The 17,232-nt window shown below is 47.2% G+C and carries 14 protein-coding genes and 1 other RNA gene; 4 read left to right on the top strand and 11 right to left on the bottom strand.

Annotated elements, in window-relative coordinates; all coding sequences use genetic code 11:
* The first annotated feature begins 451 nt into the window (after positions 1–451).
* Positions 452–988 carry a GGDEF domain-containing protein gene (locus tag WMO65_RS18770; protein WP_187370678.1) on the top strand — a complete coding sequence of 179 codons (537 nt, stop codon included), beginning with the start codon at positions 452–454 and terminating at the stop codon, positions 986–988.
* Between the two features lie 389 nt (positions 989–1,377).
* Here the strand turns inward: WMO65_RS18770 and WMO65_RS18765 are convergent, their stop codons facing one another.
* Complete coding sequence (locus WMO65_RS18765) at positions 1,378–3,060, bottom strand: AAA family ATPase (protein ID WP_052099686.1); 1,683 nt, start codon at positions 3,058–3,060, stop codon at positions 1,378–1,380.
* 489 nt (positions 3,061–3,549) lie between these two features.
* On the opposite strand from WMO65_RS18765, the gene WMO65_RS18760 reads away from it, so the two are divergent.
* The gene (locus tag WMO65_RS18760) at positions 3,550–4,482 is read left to right on the top strand and encodes a ketopantoate reductase family protein (RefSeq protein ID WP_148393550.1); all 933 of its coding nucleotides are present in this window, start codon (positions 3,550–3,552) and stop codon (positions 4,480–4,482) included.
* 311 nt (positions 4,483–4,793) lie between these two features.
* Here the strand turns inward: WMO65_RS18760 and WMO65_RS18755 are convergent, their stop codons facing one another.
* The 3 genes from WMO65_RS18755 to WMO65_RS18745 all read right to left on the bottom strand — a co-directional run bounded on the left by WMO65_RS18755 (position 4,794) and on the right by WMO65_RS18745 (position 6,638).
* Positions 4,794–5,231 (bottom strand): aspartate carbamoyltransferase regulatory subunit, encoded by a 438-nt coding sequence (locus WMO65_RS18755; RefSeq protein ID WP_033143348.1) that lies wholly within the window; start codon positions 5,229–5,231, stop codon positions 4,794–4,796.
* Entirely contained in the window at positions 5,225–6,148 is a 924-nt protein-coding gene (pyrB, locus tag WMO65_RS18750; protein ID WP_033143347.1) for an aspartate carbamoyltransferase, read from the bottom strand. The genes WMO65_RS18755 and pyrB overlap by 7 nt, the downstream gene beginning before the upstream one ends.
* 100 nt (positions 6,149–6,248) lie before the next feature.
* Positions 6,249–6,638 carry a putative ABC transporter permease gene (locus tag WMO65_RS18745; RefSeq protein WP_033143346.1) on the bottom strand — a complete coding sequence of 130 codons (390 nt, stop codon included), beginning with the start codon at positions 6,636–6,638 and terminating at the stop codon, positions 6,249–6,251.
* 235 nt (positions 6,639–6,873) lie between these two features.
* On the opposite strand from WMO65_RS18745, the gene pheA reads away from it, so the two are divergent.
* Together pheA and WMO65_RS18735 are read left to right on the top strand one after the other, a co-directional pair.
* Entirely contained in the window at positions 6,874–8,004 is a 1,131-nt protein-coding gene (pheA, locus tag WMO65_RS18740) for a prephenate dehydratase (protein WP_148393549.1), read from the top strand.
* 20 nt (positions 8,005–8,024) lie between these two features.
* Positions 8,025–9,323, top strand: a complete 1,299-nt coding sequence (locus WMO65_RS18735; RefSeq protein ID WP_033143344.1) for an ATP-binding protein — start codon at positions 8,025–8,027, stop codon at positions 9,321–9,323.
* An 81-nt stretch (positions 9,324–9,404) separates the two neighbouring features.
* Here WMO65_RS18735 and rnpB read toward each other — a convergent pair.
* The 7 genes from rnpB to WMO65_RS18700 all read right to left on the bottom strand — a co-directional run bounded on the left by rnpB (position 9,405) and on the right by WMO65_RS18700 (position 17,202).
* Positions 9,405–9,755: RNase P RNA component class A (rnpB, locus tag WMO65_RS18730), an RNA gene on the bottom strand.
* 79 nt (positions 9,756–9,834) lie between these two features.
* The gene (locus WMO65_RS18725; RefSeq protein ID WP_148393548.1) at positions 9,835–11,502 is read right to left on the bottom strand and encodes a nucleoside kinase; all 1,668 of its coding nucleotides are present in this window, start codon (positions 11,500–11,502) and stop codon (positions 9,835–9,837) included.
* Positions 11,503–11,698: 196 nt separating this feature from the next.
* On the bottom strand, positions 11,699–12,481 hold the full coding sequence (locus WMO65_RS18720; protein ID WP_118594139.1) for a Nif3-like dinuclear metal center hexameric protein: 783 nt from the start codon (positions 12,479–12,481) through the stop codon (positions 11,699–11,701).
* Positions 12,478–13,233, bottom strand: coding sequence for a tRNA (adenine(22)-N(1))-methyltransferase (locus tag WMO65_RS18715; RefSeq protein ID WP_181014574.1), 756 nt, complete (start codon positions 13,231–13,233; stop codon positions 12,478–12,480). The genes WMO65_RS18720 and WMO65_RS18715 overlap by 4 nt, the downstream gene beginning before the upstream one ends.
* 11 nt (positions 13,234–13,244) lie before the next feature.
* Complete coding sequence (rpoD, locus tag WMO65_RS18710) at positions 13,245–14,369, bottom strand: RNA polymerase sigma factor RpoD (protein ID WP_033143553.1); 1,125 nt, start codon at positions 14,367–14,369, stop codon at positions 13,245–13,247.
* A 40-nt stretch (positions 14,370–14,409) separates the two neighbouring features.
* Positions 14,410–16,194, bottom strand: coding sequence for a DNA primase (gene dnaG, locus WMO65_RS18705; protein WP_033143552.1), 1,785 nt, complete (start codon positions 16,192–16,194; stop codon positions 14,410–14,412).
* Entirely contained in the window at positions 16,195–17,202 is a 1,008-nt protein-coding gene (locus tag WMO65_RS18700) for a deoxyguanosinetriphosphate triphosphohydrolase (RefSeq protein ID WP_033143551.1), read from the bottom strand.
* Positions 17,203–17,232: the final 30 nt, after the last annotated feature.

The raw sequence follows: 17,232 nt of genomic DNA, 5'->3' as shown, positions 1-17,232 counted from the left end.
ATTATCTGCAATTAATATATTCATTTTCATTTGATATAATAAACGAAACAGTATCAAGAAGGAAAAATTATAATGACAATACAAGAGATTAGTGTCTTGATAAAAGCCAGATATATTGATCCATAATATCCGTTCAAGGACCGCTTATATTTTTTATTTGGTACAGCCGGAACAATTAGCGCAGGATCTGATGATCGTGTCTTTTTTTATGACGAATATAGCAATGAACCGAATTATTTGCAGTATTTTTTTGAATTTTTTCATGTTCCCTTCACTATTTTAGGTTACAGGCGGCATTAACTGTGGAATGATTTTTTATTTCATTCTGGGTTTGAGCGTGGCTGCGTTGATTTTAGAAGGAAAATGCAGAAATATAGTGCTGTCAGTGGCTTTGATGTTCCATGTTCTTAATCTGCATTTTGGTTTCAAATACCCGGATTTTGCATATCCTTTGAGCTATGAAGAACGCTGGATGGATACCATCTCCAGCTTTCTGATTGTGGCAGTTTTTATTATAGCGGTGATTATTATCATGACTGTAGAATATGGGAAAGAACACAAGAAGGTTGTAAGTCACGCAGAAGAATTGAATCAGCAGGCAATAACAGATAATTTGACTCAGCTATATAATCAGCGTTATTTGATGGAAAATATAAAGAAGATAGTGGAAGCACAGCATTCCCAACAAAGCTGCGTTTCCATTGTACTGTTTGATATTGATGATTTTAAAAGAATAAATGACACATACGGACATCTGCGTGGAAACCAAGTTCTATGCCGTTTGGCTGTGATACTGCAGGAAAAGGCCGGTGATAAATACATTGCCGCCCGTTACGGGGATGAAAAAATTATGTTGATACTTTCAGGCTGTACACGGGATATGGCAATGCAGTTTGCTGAAATGATACGTCTTGATGTATATCATGATGCAGTTCTTGCAGAACTGACCTGCAATCAATTCTCAGTAAGCGGAGGGGTTACACAGTAAAAATGGGGCATGTCGATTGATGATTGGATTCGACAGACTGATAAAAACCTATATGCTGCTAAAGAAAATAGAAAAAATCGAATAGAAGGTTGAATCATTCTTGATGGAAGGTATATGAAATAATAGCTTTAAATGAAAAGTTTGATGAAAAAGCAGGTAAGGCTGTCACACAAAGTTGTAACAGCCCTGCCTGTTTTTTAATATCTGTATATTCGGAAAGATAAACGTGATTTCTATGATAGGCCTGTCCCTAAATATCAATAAACGGACTGACTCGATAAGCCGCCGCTTGATACAGCTATATAGTGCCATGCCAGTTTCAAATCAGCCAAACTCGTATCCTTCCATGCGGTTATAAGGCGGCATACTTCTTCTAAATACAGGGAGGTCTATTTGGCTACCGCAACATATTTTTTAAAAAAGGCAACCCCATATTTTTCAATGTTAGTAATTCCGAGCTTAGCTAAGGCAACATCATAGTTTTTTCTCTGTATTTGCTGTAAAGCTAAGTTTTCAGCCGCCTCTGTTAGCTGCTTCATGATTTCTGGCTCACTGCCGTTCACATTCCTAAGTACCTTGAATTCAAATAAAATCCCCCGTTTTTTATTTAAGTCAGCAAGTTGCAGGTCATAACGACCATCCCCTGATTCCTGGTTAGAATATATCTTGTAATTTCCCTGTAGACAACTCAATATTCCTAAAATAAGCGCATGATAAAACCCTTCAGATGCCGTATCATAATAGCTGACATTATATAGTAAAATTTCCCGCAACTGATCCTGGATCCTTGAAGCACTGCCGGATAAAAAACTCTTCTGCACTTTATATTGGTTGACAGAAGAATCTCCTTTCACCATTTCATCAAAGATTTCTTTTCGATATACTTCTATAATTTCCTTATTAGGGATTTTTAACTTGTGTGGAAATTGCGGTTCCGGTACTTCTGCATTTGCTATACAAAGATACCCAGACATTAATAATAATGTGTAAATCGCGGATCCTTCTTCATGTACTGCCCCATATGACATGTTCTTTTCCACATATTCTTCAACGCTGTCACCATTTAGTAATGCAGTAAGATTTGACATCATCTGGGCAGATGGATTCACCAGACACTGTTTGATGATATCATTACTGCTCGTTGCTGTCCAATAAGTGCCTGGAATGCAGTCTGACGCAAAGTAATTCATAACAGACCAGGGGTTATATATTTCTATACCACCAAAGGTATACCCATCATACCACTCCATAATCTCACTCATTTTATCCTGAGCATGATAGTATTCTGCAATATCTCTCACTTCTTTTTCAGTAAAGCCAAAGCAGTCATTATAATCCTTGTCCAGCAAGGTTGCGACACGGATATTGTTCAATCCACTGAATATATCCTCCTGGGCGATTCTAAGTATCCCTGTCAAAACAGCACGTTCCAAATGGATATTATTTTTCATTCCACCGGAAAATAAATTTCTCACAAATGATACGACCTCTTGCCCAAAGCCCTTTTCATATCCCTGCAAAATCGGCGTATCATACTCATCAATCAATATAATTGGCCTGACTCCTGTTGTTTGGTGAAGGTATTCGGTCAAATCTCCAAGAGCATTCTGATAGACAACTTTCCCCGCAGTCTCGTTCAGAATCTTATCCACCTGCTTTTTTTGGTAATCATTTAATGACTCAAAATGCCCCAACAGGCTATGGCGGTTAAATTCCTTTTGTATAAGCCTGCAGATTGCCTCGTAAGTTTCTTCCCAATTATCACACTTTGCATCTTTAAAAGTAAGAAAAACCACAGGGTATTTCCCTTGATGGCTCGTATACCTCTCCCCACAGTCCCATATCTTCATGTTCTCAAAATATTTTTGGCTGCCCTGGGCTTCCTCGAAGAATGTTTTTAACATCATCATGTTCAGCGTCTTTCCAAAACGCCTGGGCCGGGCTATCAGCGCAACTTCTGACGGCTTATCCAATAATTGCTTTATCAGAAGTGTCTTGTCAACATAATAGTAACCGCCATCTATTATTTTACAAAAATCATCCGATCCGATATAAATTGTTTTATTTATCATAGAGATACCCTCTTCATATTTTACTTGTCTGGCAAACACTTTCCTGGCTATAGATTATTCCTGATTCCTGAAACGGATATTTGCCAGAATTTCGTAGTCTCCGAAACATAGCTCTTTTAAATCGTATTATTACTGCTATTATATCTGTAATCTTCTATTAGTACAACATAAAAATCCCGTTGTTTTTGCTATCATAAGCCTTACATATGCTAATTTTACCCATTCATGTAACTATCTAACAGACACTGGCCTCTGATTCTGGAAATAATTCCTTAATCGTTTGCATTTCCTGTAGAGAATCACTCCGAAATTTATATAATAAATCTTTTATTTTAGCTCGCTTTTAGAATATAAAAATTTTAGAGGCTGCGAAAATTCCCGGATAATTCAGAACTTCATAATATTTAACCACGTTTCTGATATTTCTTGCAGAACCGGCTGATTAAAGATAAAATTAAAAATAAAAATCATATTTAGGAGGACAGACATATGAAAGAAATCAAAACCGTTGCACTCATCGGGCTGGGAGCCATTGGAAGCTTTCTGGCATCACATTTAAAATACGCGCTGGAATACAACAGCCTGCGGATCATTGCCGGAGGGGAGCGCAAAAAAAGGCTGGAAAAAAACGGTATTATCGTAAATGGAGAACCTCTGTATTTTCATGTGGTATCCCCTGAGGAGGAAATGGAACCTGCTGACCTGGTCATCCTGATCACAAAAATGGGCGCGCTTCAGCAGGCTGTAAAAGATGTAAAAAACCAGGTAGGACCTGATACCATTCTCATGTGCCCCTTAAACGGGGTGGAGAGCGAGGAGGTCGTTGCCAAAACCTACGGGTGGGAACATCTGCTCTACTCCATCGCCAGAGTCAGTGTAGTGATGAAGGGAAATGAGGTCAGCTTCCGGCAGGAGAACGCGCGCTTTGAGATCGGGGAACGGGACAACACGGTGATCTCCCCGCAGGTGCAGGCCGTGAAGAATCTGTTTGACCGGGCCAATATAAAGTGTATTGTGCCGAAGGATATGGTGTATGATATGTGGCATAAGTTTATGTGCAATGTGAGCGAAAACCAGAGTGCCGCTATTCTGGGGATTCCTTTTGGGGCATGGGTAGTCAGTGAACATGCCAATGCGATCCGGGAGGCTGCCATGCGGGAGGTGGTGGCGATTGCAAACAAAAAGGGGATTCCCTTGTCCGAGGAGGATATTGTGGCCCAAAGAAAGGTGTTTCCCAGGATTCCTTATGAGAATAAACCATCGACTCTACAGGATATTGAGGCGGGGAGGAAGACAGAGGTGGATATTTTTGCGGGGGCTGTGATTCGGATGGGGAAGGAAGTGGGGGTGGAGACGCCTTTGAATGAGTTTTTTTATCATGGGATACGGGTGTTGGAGGAGAAGAATGAAGGGGTGATTTAAAATAAGGTGACGGAGGAGCCGCGCCGGATGGGGGCCGGGGGTGTGAATCTGTTGGCTCGACGCTGCGCGTCCCTCAGCTAACTGGCGTTCGCACTAAGTTCATCAGGAGAGCCTTCTTCACTAAGTGCTCACAGCCAGTGGATCTTCGGGCAGCTCCACTTAACCTCGCCAACAGATTCACACCCCCGGCCCCCATCCGGCGCGGCTCCTCCTGGTTTTTTAAGGCACTACATTCTGAAAAGAAAAAGAAAAACCTGCCTCCTCAGATGTGTTAAACTGTGAAGGCTGGTTTTTATATACTAAAAAATTTATTATTTATTGCGGCTGCCGCGGTATTTTTCTTCGCAGTATTTGCAGCGGTAGATTTCTTTTTCGGGGTCGGCCAGGATGAAGACCTGGTCTAATTCCTGTTCGATGGAGGTGATGCAGCGGGGGTTGCGGCACTGGATCACGTTGGTGATCTGTTTAGGCAGCTCCAGTTCTTTTTTCTGGACGATCTCGCCGTCTTTTATGATGTTAACGGTAATAGTGTGGTCAATGAAGCCGAGGATGTCAAGGTTCAGGGTGTCGATGGGACATTCCACTTTGATGATGTCTTTTCTGCCCATTTTTTTGCTTCTGGCATTTTTGATGAGGGCCACACAGCAGTCCAGTTTGTCAAGCTTCAGGTCTTTGTAAATGGTCATGCATTTTCCGGCTTTGATGTGGTCAAGCACCACACCTTCGTTTAAACGGCCAACATTTAACATAAGTCCACCTCCTTGAGTAGTGTGAGAATCAGTGCCATTCTGACATAGACACCATACTGGGCCTGTTTGAAATAGGCGGCTCTCGGGTCGCTGTCCACCTCTGTGGAGATTTCATTCACACGGGGAAGGGGATGCAGCACCAGCATGTCCGGTCCGGCCAGGTCCATTTTGGCTTTGTCCAGAATGTAAAAGTCTTTCATACGGACGTAATCTTCCTCGTTGAAGAAACGCTCTTTCTGTACTCTGGTCATGTAGAGAAGGTCAAGTTTCGGAAGAACTTCCTCCAGACGCTCTACTTCCTCAAATTCATGGCCGCTGGCTTTTAACACGTCCTCTTTGATATAGTCCGGTACACGAAGCTCTTCCGGAGAGATGAGGACAAATTTTACACCTGTATAACGTACTAAAGCTTCGATCAGAGAATGCACGGTACGGCCGAATTTCAGGTCTCCGCACAGACCGATGGTGATATTATCAAGACGTCCTTTTAAAGAACGGATCGTAAGCAGATCGGTCAGGGTCTGTGTCGGATGCTGGTGGCCGCCGTCTCCGGCATTGATGACAGGGATCTCAGATGCCATGGATGCCACAAGCGGCGCCCCCTCTTTCGGATGGCGCATGGCACAGATATCTGCGTAGCAGGAAACCACGCGGATGGTATCGGCAACGCTCTCGCCTTTTGCAGCGGAACTGGAATCTGCACTGGAAAATCCCAGAACCTTGCCGCCCAGACGAAGCATAGCGGATTCAAAGCTCAAACGTGTTCTTGTACTTGGTTCATAAAACAAAGTCGCCATGATCTTGCCGTCGCAGACATGAGCGTACTTTTCCGGATTCTTTTCAATATCATTGGCCAGATTCAAGACTTTATCCAGCTCTTCCACGGAAAAATCCAGCGGACTCATCAAGTGTCTCATAGATTACCTCCTGTGTATATAATTATCATCTTGTATTCCCACAGGCGCGTTCTTCCTGTGCGATTACCATGTACTATCATATACCAGTTCAGGGGTAATTTCAAGAATTATCGGACAGTATCTTTTCAAAAAAAAGCCCTGTCACAAACCACACCGGTGCGTAGTCCAGACGGATCAATCCTTTGTAATTCAGCTTCGCCTTGCTGTAGTCCCAGGGACACATATGAAAATGCTTCAGCAGCGCGCCGCTGGTCAGCTCCGCCGCAAAGATTCCCGTCATATAAATACTGCCCCGCAGAAAGGTGGAACATCCTTTCAGGCATTTGGACACCGGCCTGATACAGGCAGCCATTCCATAAATAGGGAACATCCAGATCGAGGACTGCCCGATCAGCCGGAAATCCTTTTTCTGAATGGCATGGACTCCGGTCCACAGAATCTCCATACACCAGCCGGCAGTGCCGCAGAGCAGAAAGGTATGCTTTTTCATGCTTTTTATCTCCTGTTATTTTTCTTATTATTATGGATTTCAGAAGCTCAAATTATACAAATCCGCTAAATGACACTCGCCTAGACTGCCCGGCAGGCGCACAGTTCTTTTTATAGACATGGAATACATAGAAAAGACTTGCGTACTGTAAAGTGCCGGTGTATGATAAATAATAGAAAGTCCGCCTGCAAAACCCGGGCGGATTTAATTCAAAAAACGGAGAGGTTACAAAAGTATGTTAGATTTACAAAAAATGCGTAACGACATCGATGAAATTGACACCCGTATCGTAAAGCTCTTTGAAGAACGGATGAAAATCTGCGAGAATGTAGCGCAGTTCAAGATTGAGACAGGGAAACCTGTCTTTGATAAAAGCAGGGAACAGGAAAAACTGGACTCCCTTGGCGGCAAAGCCCACAATGACTTTAACCGCTGCGGCGTGCAGGAACTGTTCCAGCAGATCATGTCCATCAGCCGCAAACGCCAGTACCAGCTTCTTCAGGAAAACGGCATGGAAGAAAAATCAGACTTTGTCAAAATAGATGGCTTGAAAAAGCAAAATGCCACGGTGGTGTTCCAGGGCGTGGAGGGTGCCTACAGTTTTGCCGCCATGCACACTTTTTTCGGAGCGGAGATCAAAAGCTTTTCTGTGGATACCTGGAAGGATGCCATGGAGGCCATCCGGATGGAAAAAGCTGACTTTGCCGTACTCCCCATTGAAAATTCCACAGCCGGTATTGTCCAGGATATTTACGACCTGCTCACAGAGTACGACCATGTGATCGTGGGCGAGCAGATCATTCCCTGTGAGCATGTGCTCATGGGACTTCCCGGCACATCCCTTTCCCATATCCACACGGTCTACTCCCATCCCCAGGCGCTGATGCAGTGCAGGGAGTTCCTGGAAAAGCACAGGGACTGGCAGCAGATGGAGTGGAACAATACCGCTGCCGCTGCCAAGAAAGTCGCTGATGAGAAAAACCCGGCACAGGCTGCCATTGCGAGCCGTTACGCGGCTGAACATTTCGGCCTCGCCGTTCTGGAGGAAGGGATCTACTCCAATGTGAACAATTCCACACGTTTTATCATTGTCACCAGGGAGAAAATCTTCTGCCGGGATGCCTGTAAGATCAGTGTCAGCTATGAACTTCCCCATGAGAGCGGAAGTCTGTATAACAGCCTCTCCCACTTTATTTACAATGGGCTGAACATGACGAAGATCGAATCCCGCCCCATTATGGAGCGCAACTGGGAATACCGCTTCTTCGTGGATTTTGAGGGAAATCTAAGTGACAGCGCAGTCAAAAATGCCCTGCGCGGCCTGAAATCCGAGGCCCGGAATCTTCGGGTACACGGAAATTACTAAAAACAAAAGAAGGAAAAACCATGAAAAACATCAATGAATGCATCCTATACCGCAATTTTGACCAGGAGGAGACACTGGAAAGCATGTTCTCCATCCTCCTGGCCTGTGAAACAAAAGACCCGTCTCTTGCAGAGTTAAGAGAACTCTTCTACCGGTGTACCGGCCAGCTTGTGGAGATGGCAGGCTCCTTTGGCTTTGCCGGCAACCTCTGGCACAATTATCTGACCTTTCTGCTGGTCAACCATGAAAACGCCTTCAGCACAGCCTGCGAGATCGTAGGCCCGGTAAAAGGCAGCATCAACGATTTTGCAAAACACGACTTTACCATATTCAAGGAACTGTTCGACTTTGACCTGACAGCTCTTGATCAGGCTTTCGGCACTTCCTGCTGTTCCCTGATTTGCGATTACACCAATGTGGATGAGAACAGCAAGCTGTTCAACAAGCGCATCCGCGACCGCATCTGTACGCTGAGCCGGCGGCTTGGCCAGGCAGAGGATGTGGAGGAATTCATGAATGATATGGTGGAATTCTATAAGGATTTCGGCGTGGGCAAGCTGGGCCTCCACAAAGCCTTCCGTCTGGAACATCTGCAGACAGAGGCCAATGCGCGCATTGTCCCCATCACAAAGATAGCCCATGTACAGCTTGATGACCTGGTGGGCTACGAGATTGCAAAGAAAAAGCTTATCGATAACACAGAAGCCTTTATCCAGGGGAAACGCGCCAACAACTGTCTTCTCTTTGGTGACGCGGGCACAGGGAAATCCTCCAGCATCAAAGCCATCCTGAACCAGTATTACGAACAGGGTCTCCGCATTATTGAGATCTACAAACACCAGTTCCAGGATTTAAACGACGTCATTGCCCAGATCAAGAACCGCAATTACAAATTCATCATCTATATGGATGACCTGTCCTTTGAGGACTTCGAGATCGAATATAAATATCTGAAGGCTGTGATCGAAGGCGGTCTGGAGAAAAAGCCGGACAATATTCTGATCTACGCCACCTCCAACCGCCGCCATCTGGTCCGCGAGCGTTTCAGCGACAAGGAGGACAGAAACGATGACCTGCACACAAACGACACGGTACAGGAAAAGCTCTCCCTGGTATCCCGCTTTGGTGTGACCATCTATTTCGGTTCCCCGGACAAAAAAGAATTCCAGGAGATCGTTACCTCCCTGGCCCGGCGAAACGGCATCACCATGGACCGGGATGAACTGCTCCTGAAAGCCAACGCCTGGGAACTCCAGCACGGCGGCTTCTCCGGCCGTACAGCCCAGCAGTTTATCGACTACCTTCTTGGACAGCAGTAACAGCAAAACGCCTGGTATGCATGCATGGCCAAAACTCCGAAGAGTTCCGGTCAGACATACATACCAGGCGTTTTTCCTTTTGTTTCAAGCAGAACTGTAAGCCGGGTTATGTCGTGAACGATCATCTGTCTAGTTCTGCTGTTGCCAGCAGACTCAAGCGACCCACCTAAAAGCGTGACGGGCAGCCACATTGCTTTTCATTCGGTCTTGCTTCGGATGGGGTTTACATATGCCCTCCCTGTTACCAGGAAGGCGGTAGTCTCTTACACTGCCCTTCCACCCTTACCAGTAAAACACTGGCGGTACATTTCTGTTGCACTATCCTTGGAGTCACCTCCACCGGACGTTATCCGGCATCCTGCCCTGCGAAGCCCGGACTTTCCTCACCTGGCCCCTTTCGGTCCTGCCAGCCGCGATCATTCATTCTACTTGACACAAACGTCATTTTAACACAGCAAAACCAATTTGTAAATAACCAAAAATGCCTGCCGCACCCATTCCCTTCCCCGGATCAGACATCAAAACAGCCGCCTCCGATAAATTCCCTGAGAATGGAGTTATGGGGCACCGCATCTGCCGGCATTCCCACGAAATAATCCAGGAATTTCAGTATCCTCTTTGCCTCATTGTACTCCGGCTCTTCCGGTGTGATCCCGAAAAGCAGGGGCTCCGCGTACATTTTCAGCACCGCCAGCTCATAGATGAGAGCGGAATTAAACATCACATCCGCAGACTCCTGATAGGGGAAAATGTACTGCTCCTCCCCTCTTCTCACGGAATTCCACATGGCGATAGTATGCTTTGCAGAGGTTCCTCTTGTCCTGGAATCCCTGACGATCCGCCTTATGAGCCTACCGTCTGTTGTGGGAATCCTGTTGTGTTCATCAATGTTGATCTGGGTCAGGGCGCTCACATATATTTTAAACTTGCTCTCCTTCGGCAGTGTCTCACTGAGCTTGTCATTCAGCCCGTGAATCCCCTCTATGACCAGAATGTCATCCGCGCCGAGCTGCAGATAATCACCCTTGTACTCTCTCTGACCGATCTTAAAATTAAAGGACGGCAGTTCCACTCGTTCTCCTCTTAAAAGTGCATTCATATCCTCATTAAACTGCCGGATATCAATGGCCTCCAGGCACTCAAAATTATAATTCCCATGCTCATCCAGCGGGGTCTGCTCCCTGTTCAGGAAATAATTGTCCACTGCAATGGGATGGGGATGCAGTCCGTGGGCAGAAAGCTGAATGGACAGCCTGTGGGAAAATGTGGTCTTACCCGAGGAGGAGGGCCCCGCGATCATGATAAACTTCTTGTCTCCCGCAGCCACGATCTGGTCTGCGATCTTGGATATTTTGCCCTCCTGGAGCGCTTCGGCAATGAGGATCAGTTCGTTTGCCCCCTGCTGCGTCACCTGTCCGTTCAAATCCCCTACGGTGTCTGTCTGCATCATCTCACCCCAGCGGCCGGACTCCTTCTGCACCTGGAATATTTTCGGCTGCGGATGAAACGGCGGCACAGTCTCCGGGTCTGTCTGCTCCGGAAGCTGGAGCACGAATCCCTCGTCGTAGGGATACAGATCAAAATATTTGAGATATCCCGTATGATTTACCATGAAGCCGTAAAAATAATCCTCAAAATCACCCAGACTGTATATGTTGACCCTGGATACCCGGCGGTACCGGAACAGTTTCTCCTTGTCATACATTCCGTGGTTGTGGAAAATTTCAATGGCCTCGTCCGTGCCCACGCTCCGCTTCAAAATGGGGATTCTTTCCTCCACAAGCTGCAGCATGTATGCCTTGACCTCAGCCAGGAATTTTTCGTCTATCTTAACATTTCCGTCGATGGTGAAGTAATATCCTGAGCTGACAGAATAATGAAGGACAGCCTTCTTTATATTTTCATGGCCTGCCACATGATAGACCGCCTTTAAGACAAGCAGGGAGGCGCTTCTCTTATATGTCTTATGTCCGATCTCATCCGCAGTGGTCACAAATTCCAGAGTGCCCGGTTTTTTCAATTTTTTATGCAGCTCACAGAGCTTGCCGTTCTTCATCACCAGCACAATGGGATATCTGGTTGTCCCCTCATACTCCTCCACGATCTTCGCGTATGGCGTGCCGTACGGATATTCTTTTGTCTTTCCCAGAATCTTTACCGCTATATTTCTGTCGCTCATAGATACCTCCTGTTCACTTATCACTTCTTTTATAATAAAGTGTCCGGTGCACCGGACTCGCCCCACCGGAATGGACCGCTTACGGCCAGTATCAAAAAACGCACCGGCTCTGCTTCGCCGGTGCATCACAGTTTAACTCCGTTATATCAGTCTATGCACTTTACAGGGCAGTTATTCTGACCCGCCCAATCTAAGTTCAAAGGACTGCACAGGGATGCCGGACTTCCATCTTGCTCACTTCCAGTTCAGGCAGCTTTTTCGCAAGCTTACGCCTCATATATTCCATAAATATATATTCGGTTCCGTAATGTCCCGCGTCAATGATACATACCCCCTGTGCCACCGCGTCAATGGCAGTGTGGTAATCCACGTCTCCGGTTATATAGACCTGTGCCTTTTTTTCCATGACATCCTTCATGAGACTCTTGCCCGAGCCGGTGCAGACAGCGGCCCGTTCCACCTCTGTATCCAGACTGCCGTAAACCGTCACATGGGGAAGCTCAAACTGTTCTTTTACAAACAGCGCACAGTCTTTCAGCGTCATTTTACAGGGAAGGGAACCGATTCTTCCGATTCCTTCTCTTCGCTCCCCCTCCTCAAAAGTCACTTCCAGCACTTCACGGTCTGTCAGCTTAAGGATATCCGCGCTCAAATCCGCCATGCCCAGAATGTCAAAGTTGGTATGCATGGCATAATAACTGATATGATTCCCGATCAGTCCAATGATCCTGCGGCCGATAAAATCCTCCGCCACCACGCGTTTCATACCGGAAAAAATCAGAGGATGGTGGGTGATCATCATATCCGCGCCGAAATCAATGGCTGCCTTCAGAGTCTCATCTGTCACATCAAGCGCAAGGAAAACTTTTTTGACTTCCCTCTCCCTGTCGCCAGCCAGAAGCCCCACATTGTCCCAGCTCTCCGCAAAGGACGGGTTATATTCTTTTTCCAAAATTTCTATAATCTCTTTACATTTCATATCTGTTGCCTCGCATGTTTCTGACAGATACCGGATATGGGCTTCTGTCCGCTGCTGTCAAGCCCAAGCGCTTTTTTAATATAAAAAAGCTCCTGTTCCAATTCCAAAAGCCGCTCTCTGCCTGTCCTGGTATCCGTGTTCTTTAAATGCTCCATGATTTTTTCCACAGAGGACTGTTCCTTTAAAAGAAACTGCTTAAGAACCGGATTCCGGTTTTTCAGAAGAGCACTGCCAAAGAGATACTCGATCTCCTCCTCATAGCACTGTTCCCCGCGTATGGCTTTCATCATGGGGTAATATTTACCGTCCTCAAACACCATATCCTCCGCCGTGATCCGGTACCCGTGGTCCAGCAGAAAATGCCGGAACCGGCCAATCTCCGACTGAGGCTGAAGAACCAGCTCCGATACGGTGTTCAGCACCTCGCTGCCCTCTGTCAGGATCTTCTCCATGAGCGGGCCGCCCATGCCGGCTATGATGACGGTATCCGCCTCACCGGCTGACAGGGCTTTTACACCATCAGAGAGGCGGGTTTCTATGTATTTTCCCAGTCCATATTCCCTGATATGCTCCTCTGCCCGAAGAAGAGGACCCCGGTTTACATCCATGGCAATGGCTCCCGGTATCCTTCCTTCCAGATACAGATAAATAGGAATATAGCCGTGGTCACACCCCACATCCGCGATCCTGCTGCCGGGTGTCACCAGGGATGCCACAGCGCGAAGCCTGTCCGAAAGCTGCACATTCTTCATACTGTTCATCCTTAATCCAGATAATCCTTTAATTTGCGGCTGCGGCTGGGGTGGCGCAGTTTACGGAGTGCTTTCGCCTCGATCTGGCGGATACGCTCCCTGGTCACATTGAACTCCTTGCCCACTTCTTCCAGTGTCCTGGCTCTTCCGTCATCCAAGCCGAAGCGCAGGCGGAGAACCTTCTGCTCTCTGTCTGTCAGCGTGTTTAAAACCTCCACTAGCTGTTCTTTTAAAAGTGTGAAGGCAGCGGCGTCTGCCGGGACAGGCACATTGTCATCCTGGATAAAATCTCCCAGATGGCTGTCTTCCTCCTCACCGATGGGAGTCTCCAGGGATACGGGTTCCTGGGAGATCTTCAGGATCTCACGGACTCTGTCCACGGACATATCCATCTTCTCTGCAATCTCCTCCGGCTGCGGCTCTCTGCCCAGTTCCTGCAGAAGCTGGCGTGACACACGGATCAGTTTGTTGATGGTCTCCACCATATGCACAGGGATACGGATGGTACGTGCCTGGTCTGCAATGGCTCTTGTGATGGCCTGGCGGATCCACCAGGTAGCATATGTGGAGAATTTATATCCTTTTCTGTAGTCAAACTTTTCCACAGCTTTGATAAGACCCAGATTTCCCTCCTGGATCAGATCCAGAAACAGCATACCGCGCCCTACATAACGTTTCGCGATGCTGACAACCAATCTTAAGTTGGCCTCTGCCAGACGTTTCTTGGCCGCCTCGTCTCCCTCTTCCATACGCTTTGCCAGCTCAATTTCCTCCTCTGCGGACAGAAGGGGCACCTTGCCGATCTCTTTTAAATACATGCGGACAGGATCTTCGATGCTGACACCTTCCGGAACGGAAAGGTCGATATTCTCCACATCTACCTCTTCCTCCTCGTCCAGGTTGATGCCGTCATCATCGCTGATGATAAAAACATCCTCATCGCTCTCCGGAATGCGCAGCACGTCAATACCGCAGGATTCCAGATAGTCAAATACTTTGTCCAGGGCGTCAGGGTCCAGGGGCATTTCCTTGAAATGGTCATTGATCTCCTGATATTCCAGGACATTTTTCTTTTTCTTTCCCAGCTCCACCAATTCCTGCAGTTTTTCGCTGAATTTCGCCATGTTCATTTCCATAAAATGTTCCATCCTCTCATTACTTAATTATATCTTTGCCTCAATCAAAAGAAATATGCAGTGTTACCTTTCCACTTTCAATTTCTTCCAGATGTTTTTTTGCCTCTACAAGTCTCTGCAGGCCTGCAATGTCCGTCGGCGCCAGAGACTGGCTCTGGTGCGCAATGCTGTCCCGTTTCATCCTGCAGACGGTTTCCCGAAGAGCGCGCCTGCGCTCCTGGTCATTTTCCAGATGCAGGGTTGCGTGAAATAAGGATGTAACTTCCTTTTGTTCTTCGCTGTCAGTGAACCGGTTCAAAAGCTTAGCCGGATTGACCTCCCCTTGTTCGTGCTGTTCAAATAAAAGTTCTGCCACCTGGTGAAACAGGGGCGTTGTAAAATCATCCGGGCCTATATAGCCCTCAATGGTGTCAAACATTTTCGGATAGGAGGTAAGCCAGGTCAGCATCAGCTTCTGGGAAGCGTCTCTGCCGTCCTCTTTCTTCTCCCGTTTCCGCTCTTTTGCAGGGGCCTTCGGTTTTGCCGAGATGCCCGTGCCTGACAGGGCCAGGTTATTCACCATGCGCCGCAGGTCTTCATAACGTATCTGGTATTTCCGGGAAATACTCTCCATGTAATTGTTACGCTCAAGTTCCTCCGGAAATTCCAGCAGTTTTTTTGCAATTGCTCTGTAAAATTCTGTTTTGTCCTCAGGGTCCGCCAGATTATACTGCCGTTCCATGACCTGTACCTCAAACAGAAAATAGTTCATAGCCTCAGAAAGCCGTTTTTCAAAAGCCTCCTGTCCCTCAGCCTTGATAAATTCATCCGGGTCCTTGTAAGGCGCCAGATTTACCACTCTGGGCTTGATGCCTGCCTCCCTGAGAATGGGAATTCCCCTGAGTGCGGCTTTCTGCCCGGCCTCATCACTGTCATAGGTGAGAAGCACTTCCTTGGTGTAGCGGCTCATAAGGCTGGCATGTCCGCTTGTAAGAGCCGTTCCCAGGGACGCCACTGCATTGGTAAAGCCTGCCTGGTGCATGGAGATCACATCCATATATCCCTCACAGACGATCAGATAGTTCTTCCTGGATTTTCTGGCAATGTTAAGCCCGTACAGGTTTCGGCTCTTGTCAAAGATCTTCGTCTCCGGTGAGTTCAGATATTTGGGCTTGGCGTCGCCCATGACGCGGCCGCCGAAACCGATCACCCGGTTATTTACATCCATAATGGGAAACATGACACGGTTCCAGAACTTGTCATGCATTCCATATCTCTCATCCGCGGAGAACAGGCCGGACTCTTTTAAAATGGCATCGGAATAGCCTTTTCCTTTCAGATACCGGTACAGGCTGTCCGAATATTTGCTGGAATAGCCAAGCCCGAAACTCTTAATGGTCTCATCCGACAATTCCCTGTTTTTCAGATACTCATAAGCCTGCCTGCCGCTCTCCTGCTTTAATTGATAATAGTAGTAGGAGGCTGCTTTTTTGTTCACCTCCAGAAGAACCGTCTTCAAATCCGCGGCAGCCCTCTGTTCTTTGGAATACTCTCCCTCCGGCAGTTTTACCCCTGCCCGCTCAGCCAGGTATTTCACAGCCTCTATGAAGGTGAAATTCTCATACTCCATTATAAAGGTGAACACATTTCCCCCTGCCCCGCACCCGAAGCAGTAATACATCTGCTTGCCGGGGCTTACGGAAAAGGAGGGTGATTTTTCATTGTGGAAAGGGCACAGGCCAAAGTAGGAGCTGCCCTTTTTCTGCAGCCGCACATAACCGGAAATGACATCCACAATGTCATTTTTCATGCGGACTTCTTCAATTATGTCATCGGAATAAAACATCTAGTAAACACTCCATCCTTTCGGAACAAAAATATCCCTGAATTTTTCCATGGAATATTGATCCGTCATACCGGAAATATAGTCACAGACAACCCGGTTCATCTCCTCACCGTCCCTAAGCAGCCGTTTATACTCCTCGGACATCTGATCCGGCTTGGTGCTGTAGTAGCCGTACAGGGCTTCCACCAGGTTCTCCGCCTTTTCCTCTTCCTCTTTCGCAACGGGATTCAGATAGACATTCTGGAACATAATGTTCCGAAGGTCACGCAGTCCCTCCTCAATCTCAGGGGACATGCGTATGGTATCTTTCCCTCTGCTGTTGTCCACAATATCATGAATAAAGGTGTTAAGCCGTTCTTTTGTGTTCTCACCCAGTAAAAGGCGCAGGGTAATGGGAATATCATCTTCTGTGATGACCCCTGCCCGCTGGGCATCATCCATATCGTGATGGATATAGGATATCTTGTCGCAGAGCCGTACGATCTGTCCCTCCAGGGTATGGGGAGAACCGCTGGTCCTGTGGTTCAGGATTCCGTCCCGCACCTCCCAGGTAAGATTGAGTCCCTCGCCGTTCTTCTCCAGACACTCCACCACTCGAATGCTCTGCCTGTAATGGGCAAATCCAAGAGGGCAGACCCTGTCAAGGGCTCTCTCCCCCGCATGTCCGAAGGGCGTATGCCCCAGATCATGCCCCAGAGCAATGGCCTCAACCAGATCATCATTCAGCCTCAGGGCCTTCGCAATGGTTCTGGCAGTCTGGGAAACTTCCAGGGTATGGGTCAGACGGTTCCTGTAGTGATCCCCCTGAGGCGCCAGAAAGACCTGGGTCTTATCCTTCAGTCTCCGAAAAGACTTACAGTGCAGGATCCTGTCCCGGTCCCGCTGGTAGACCGTCCGGATATCACACTCCTCCTCATAACGGTCCCTGCCCCTGCTGTCCCTGCTGTGGGCAGCATAAGGACTTAACAGTTCCATCTCCCTTTGTTCCATTTCCTCACGGATATTCATTCGGCAGCTCACCTTCTCTCTTCAAAAGCA

This window comes from Blautia caccae (genome assembly GCF_040095955.1).
In the GTDB taxonomy this organism is placed as follows: Bacteria; Bacillota; Clostridia; order Lachnospirales; family Lachnospiraceae; genus Blautia; species Blautia celeris.
This window is presented reverse-complemented; position numbering and strand designations above follow the sequence as displayed.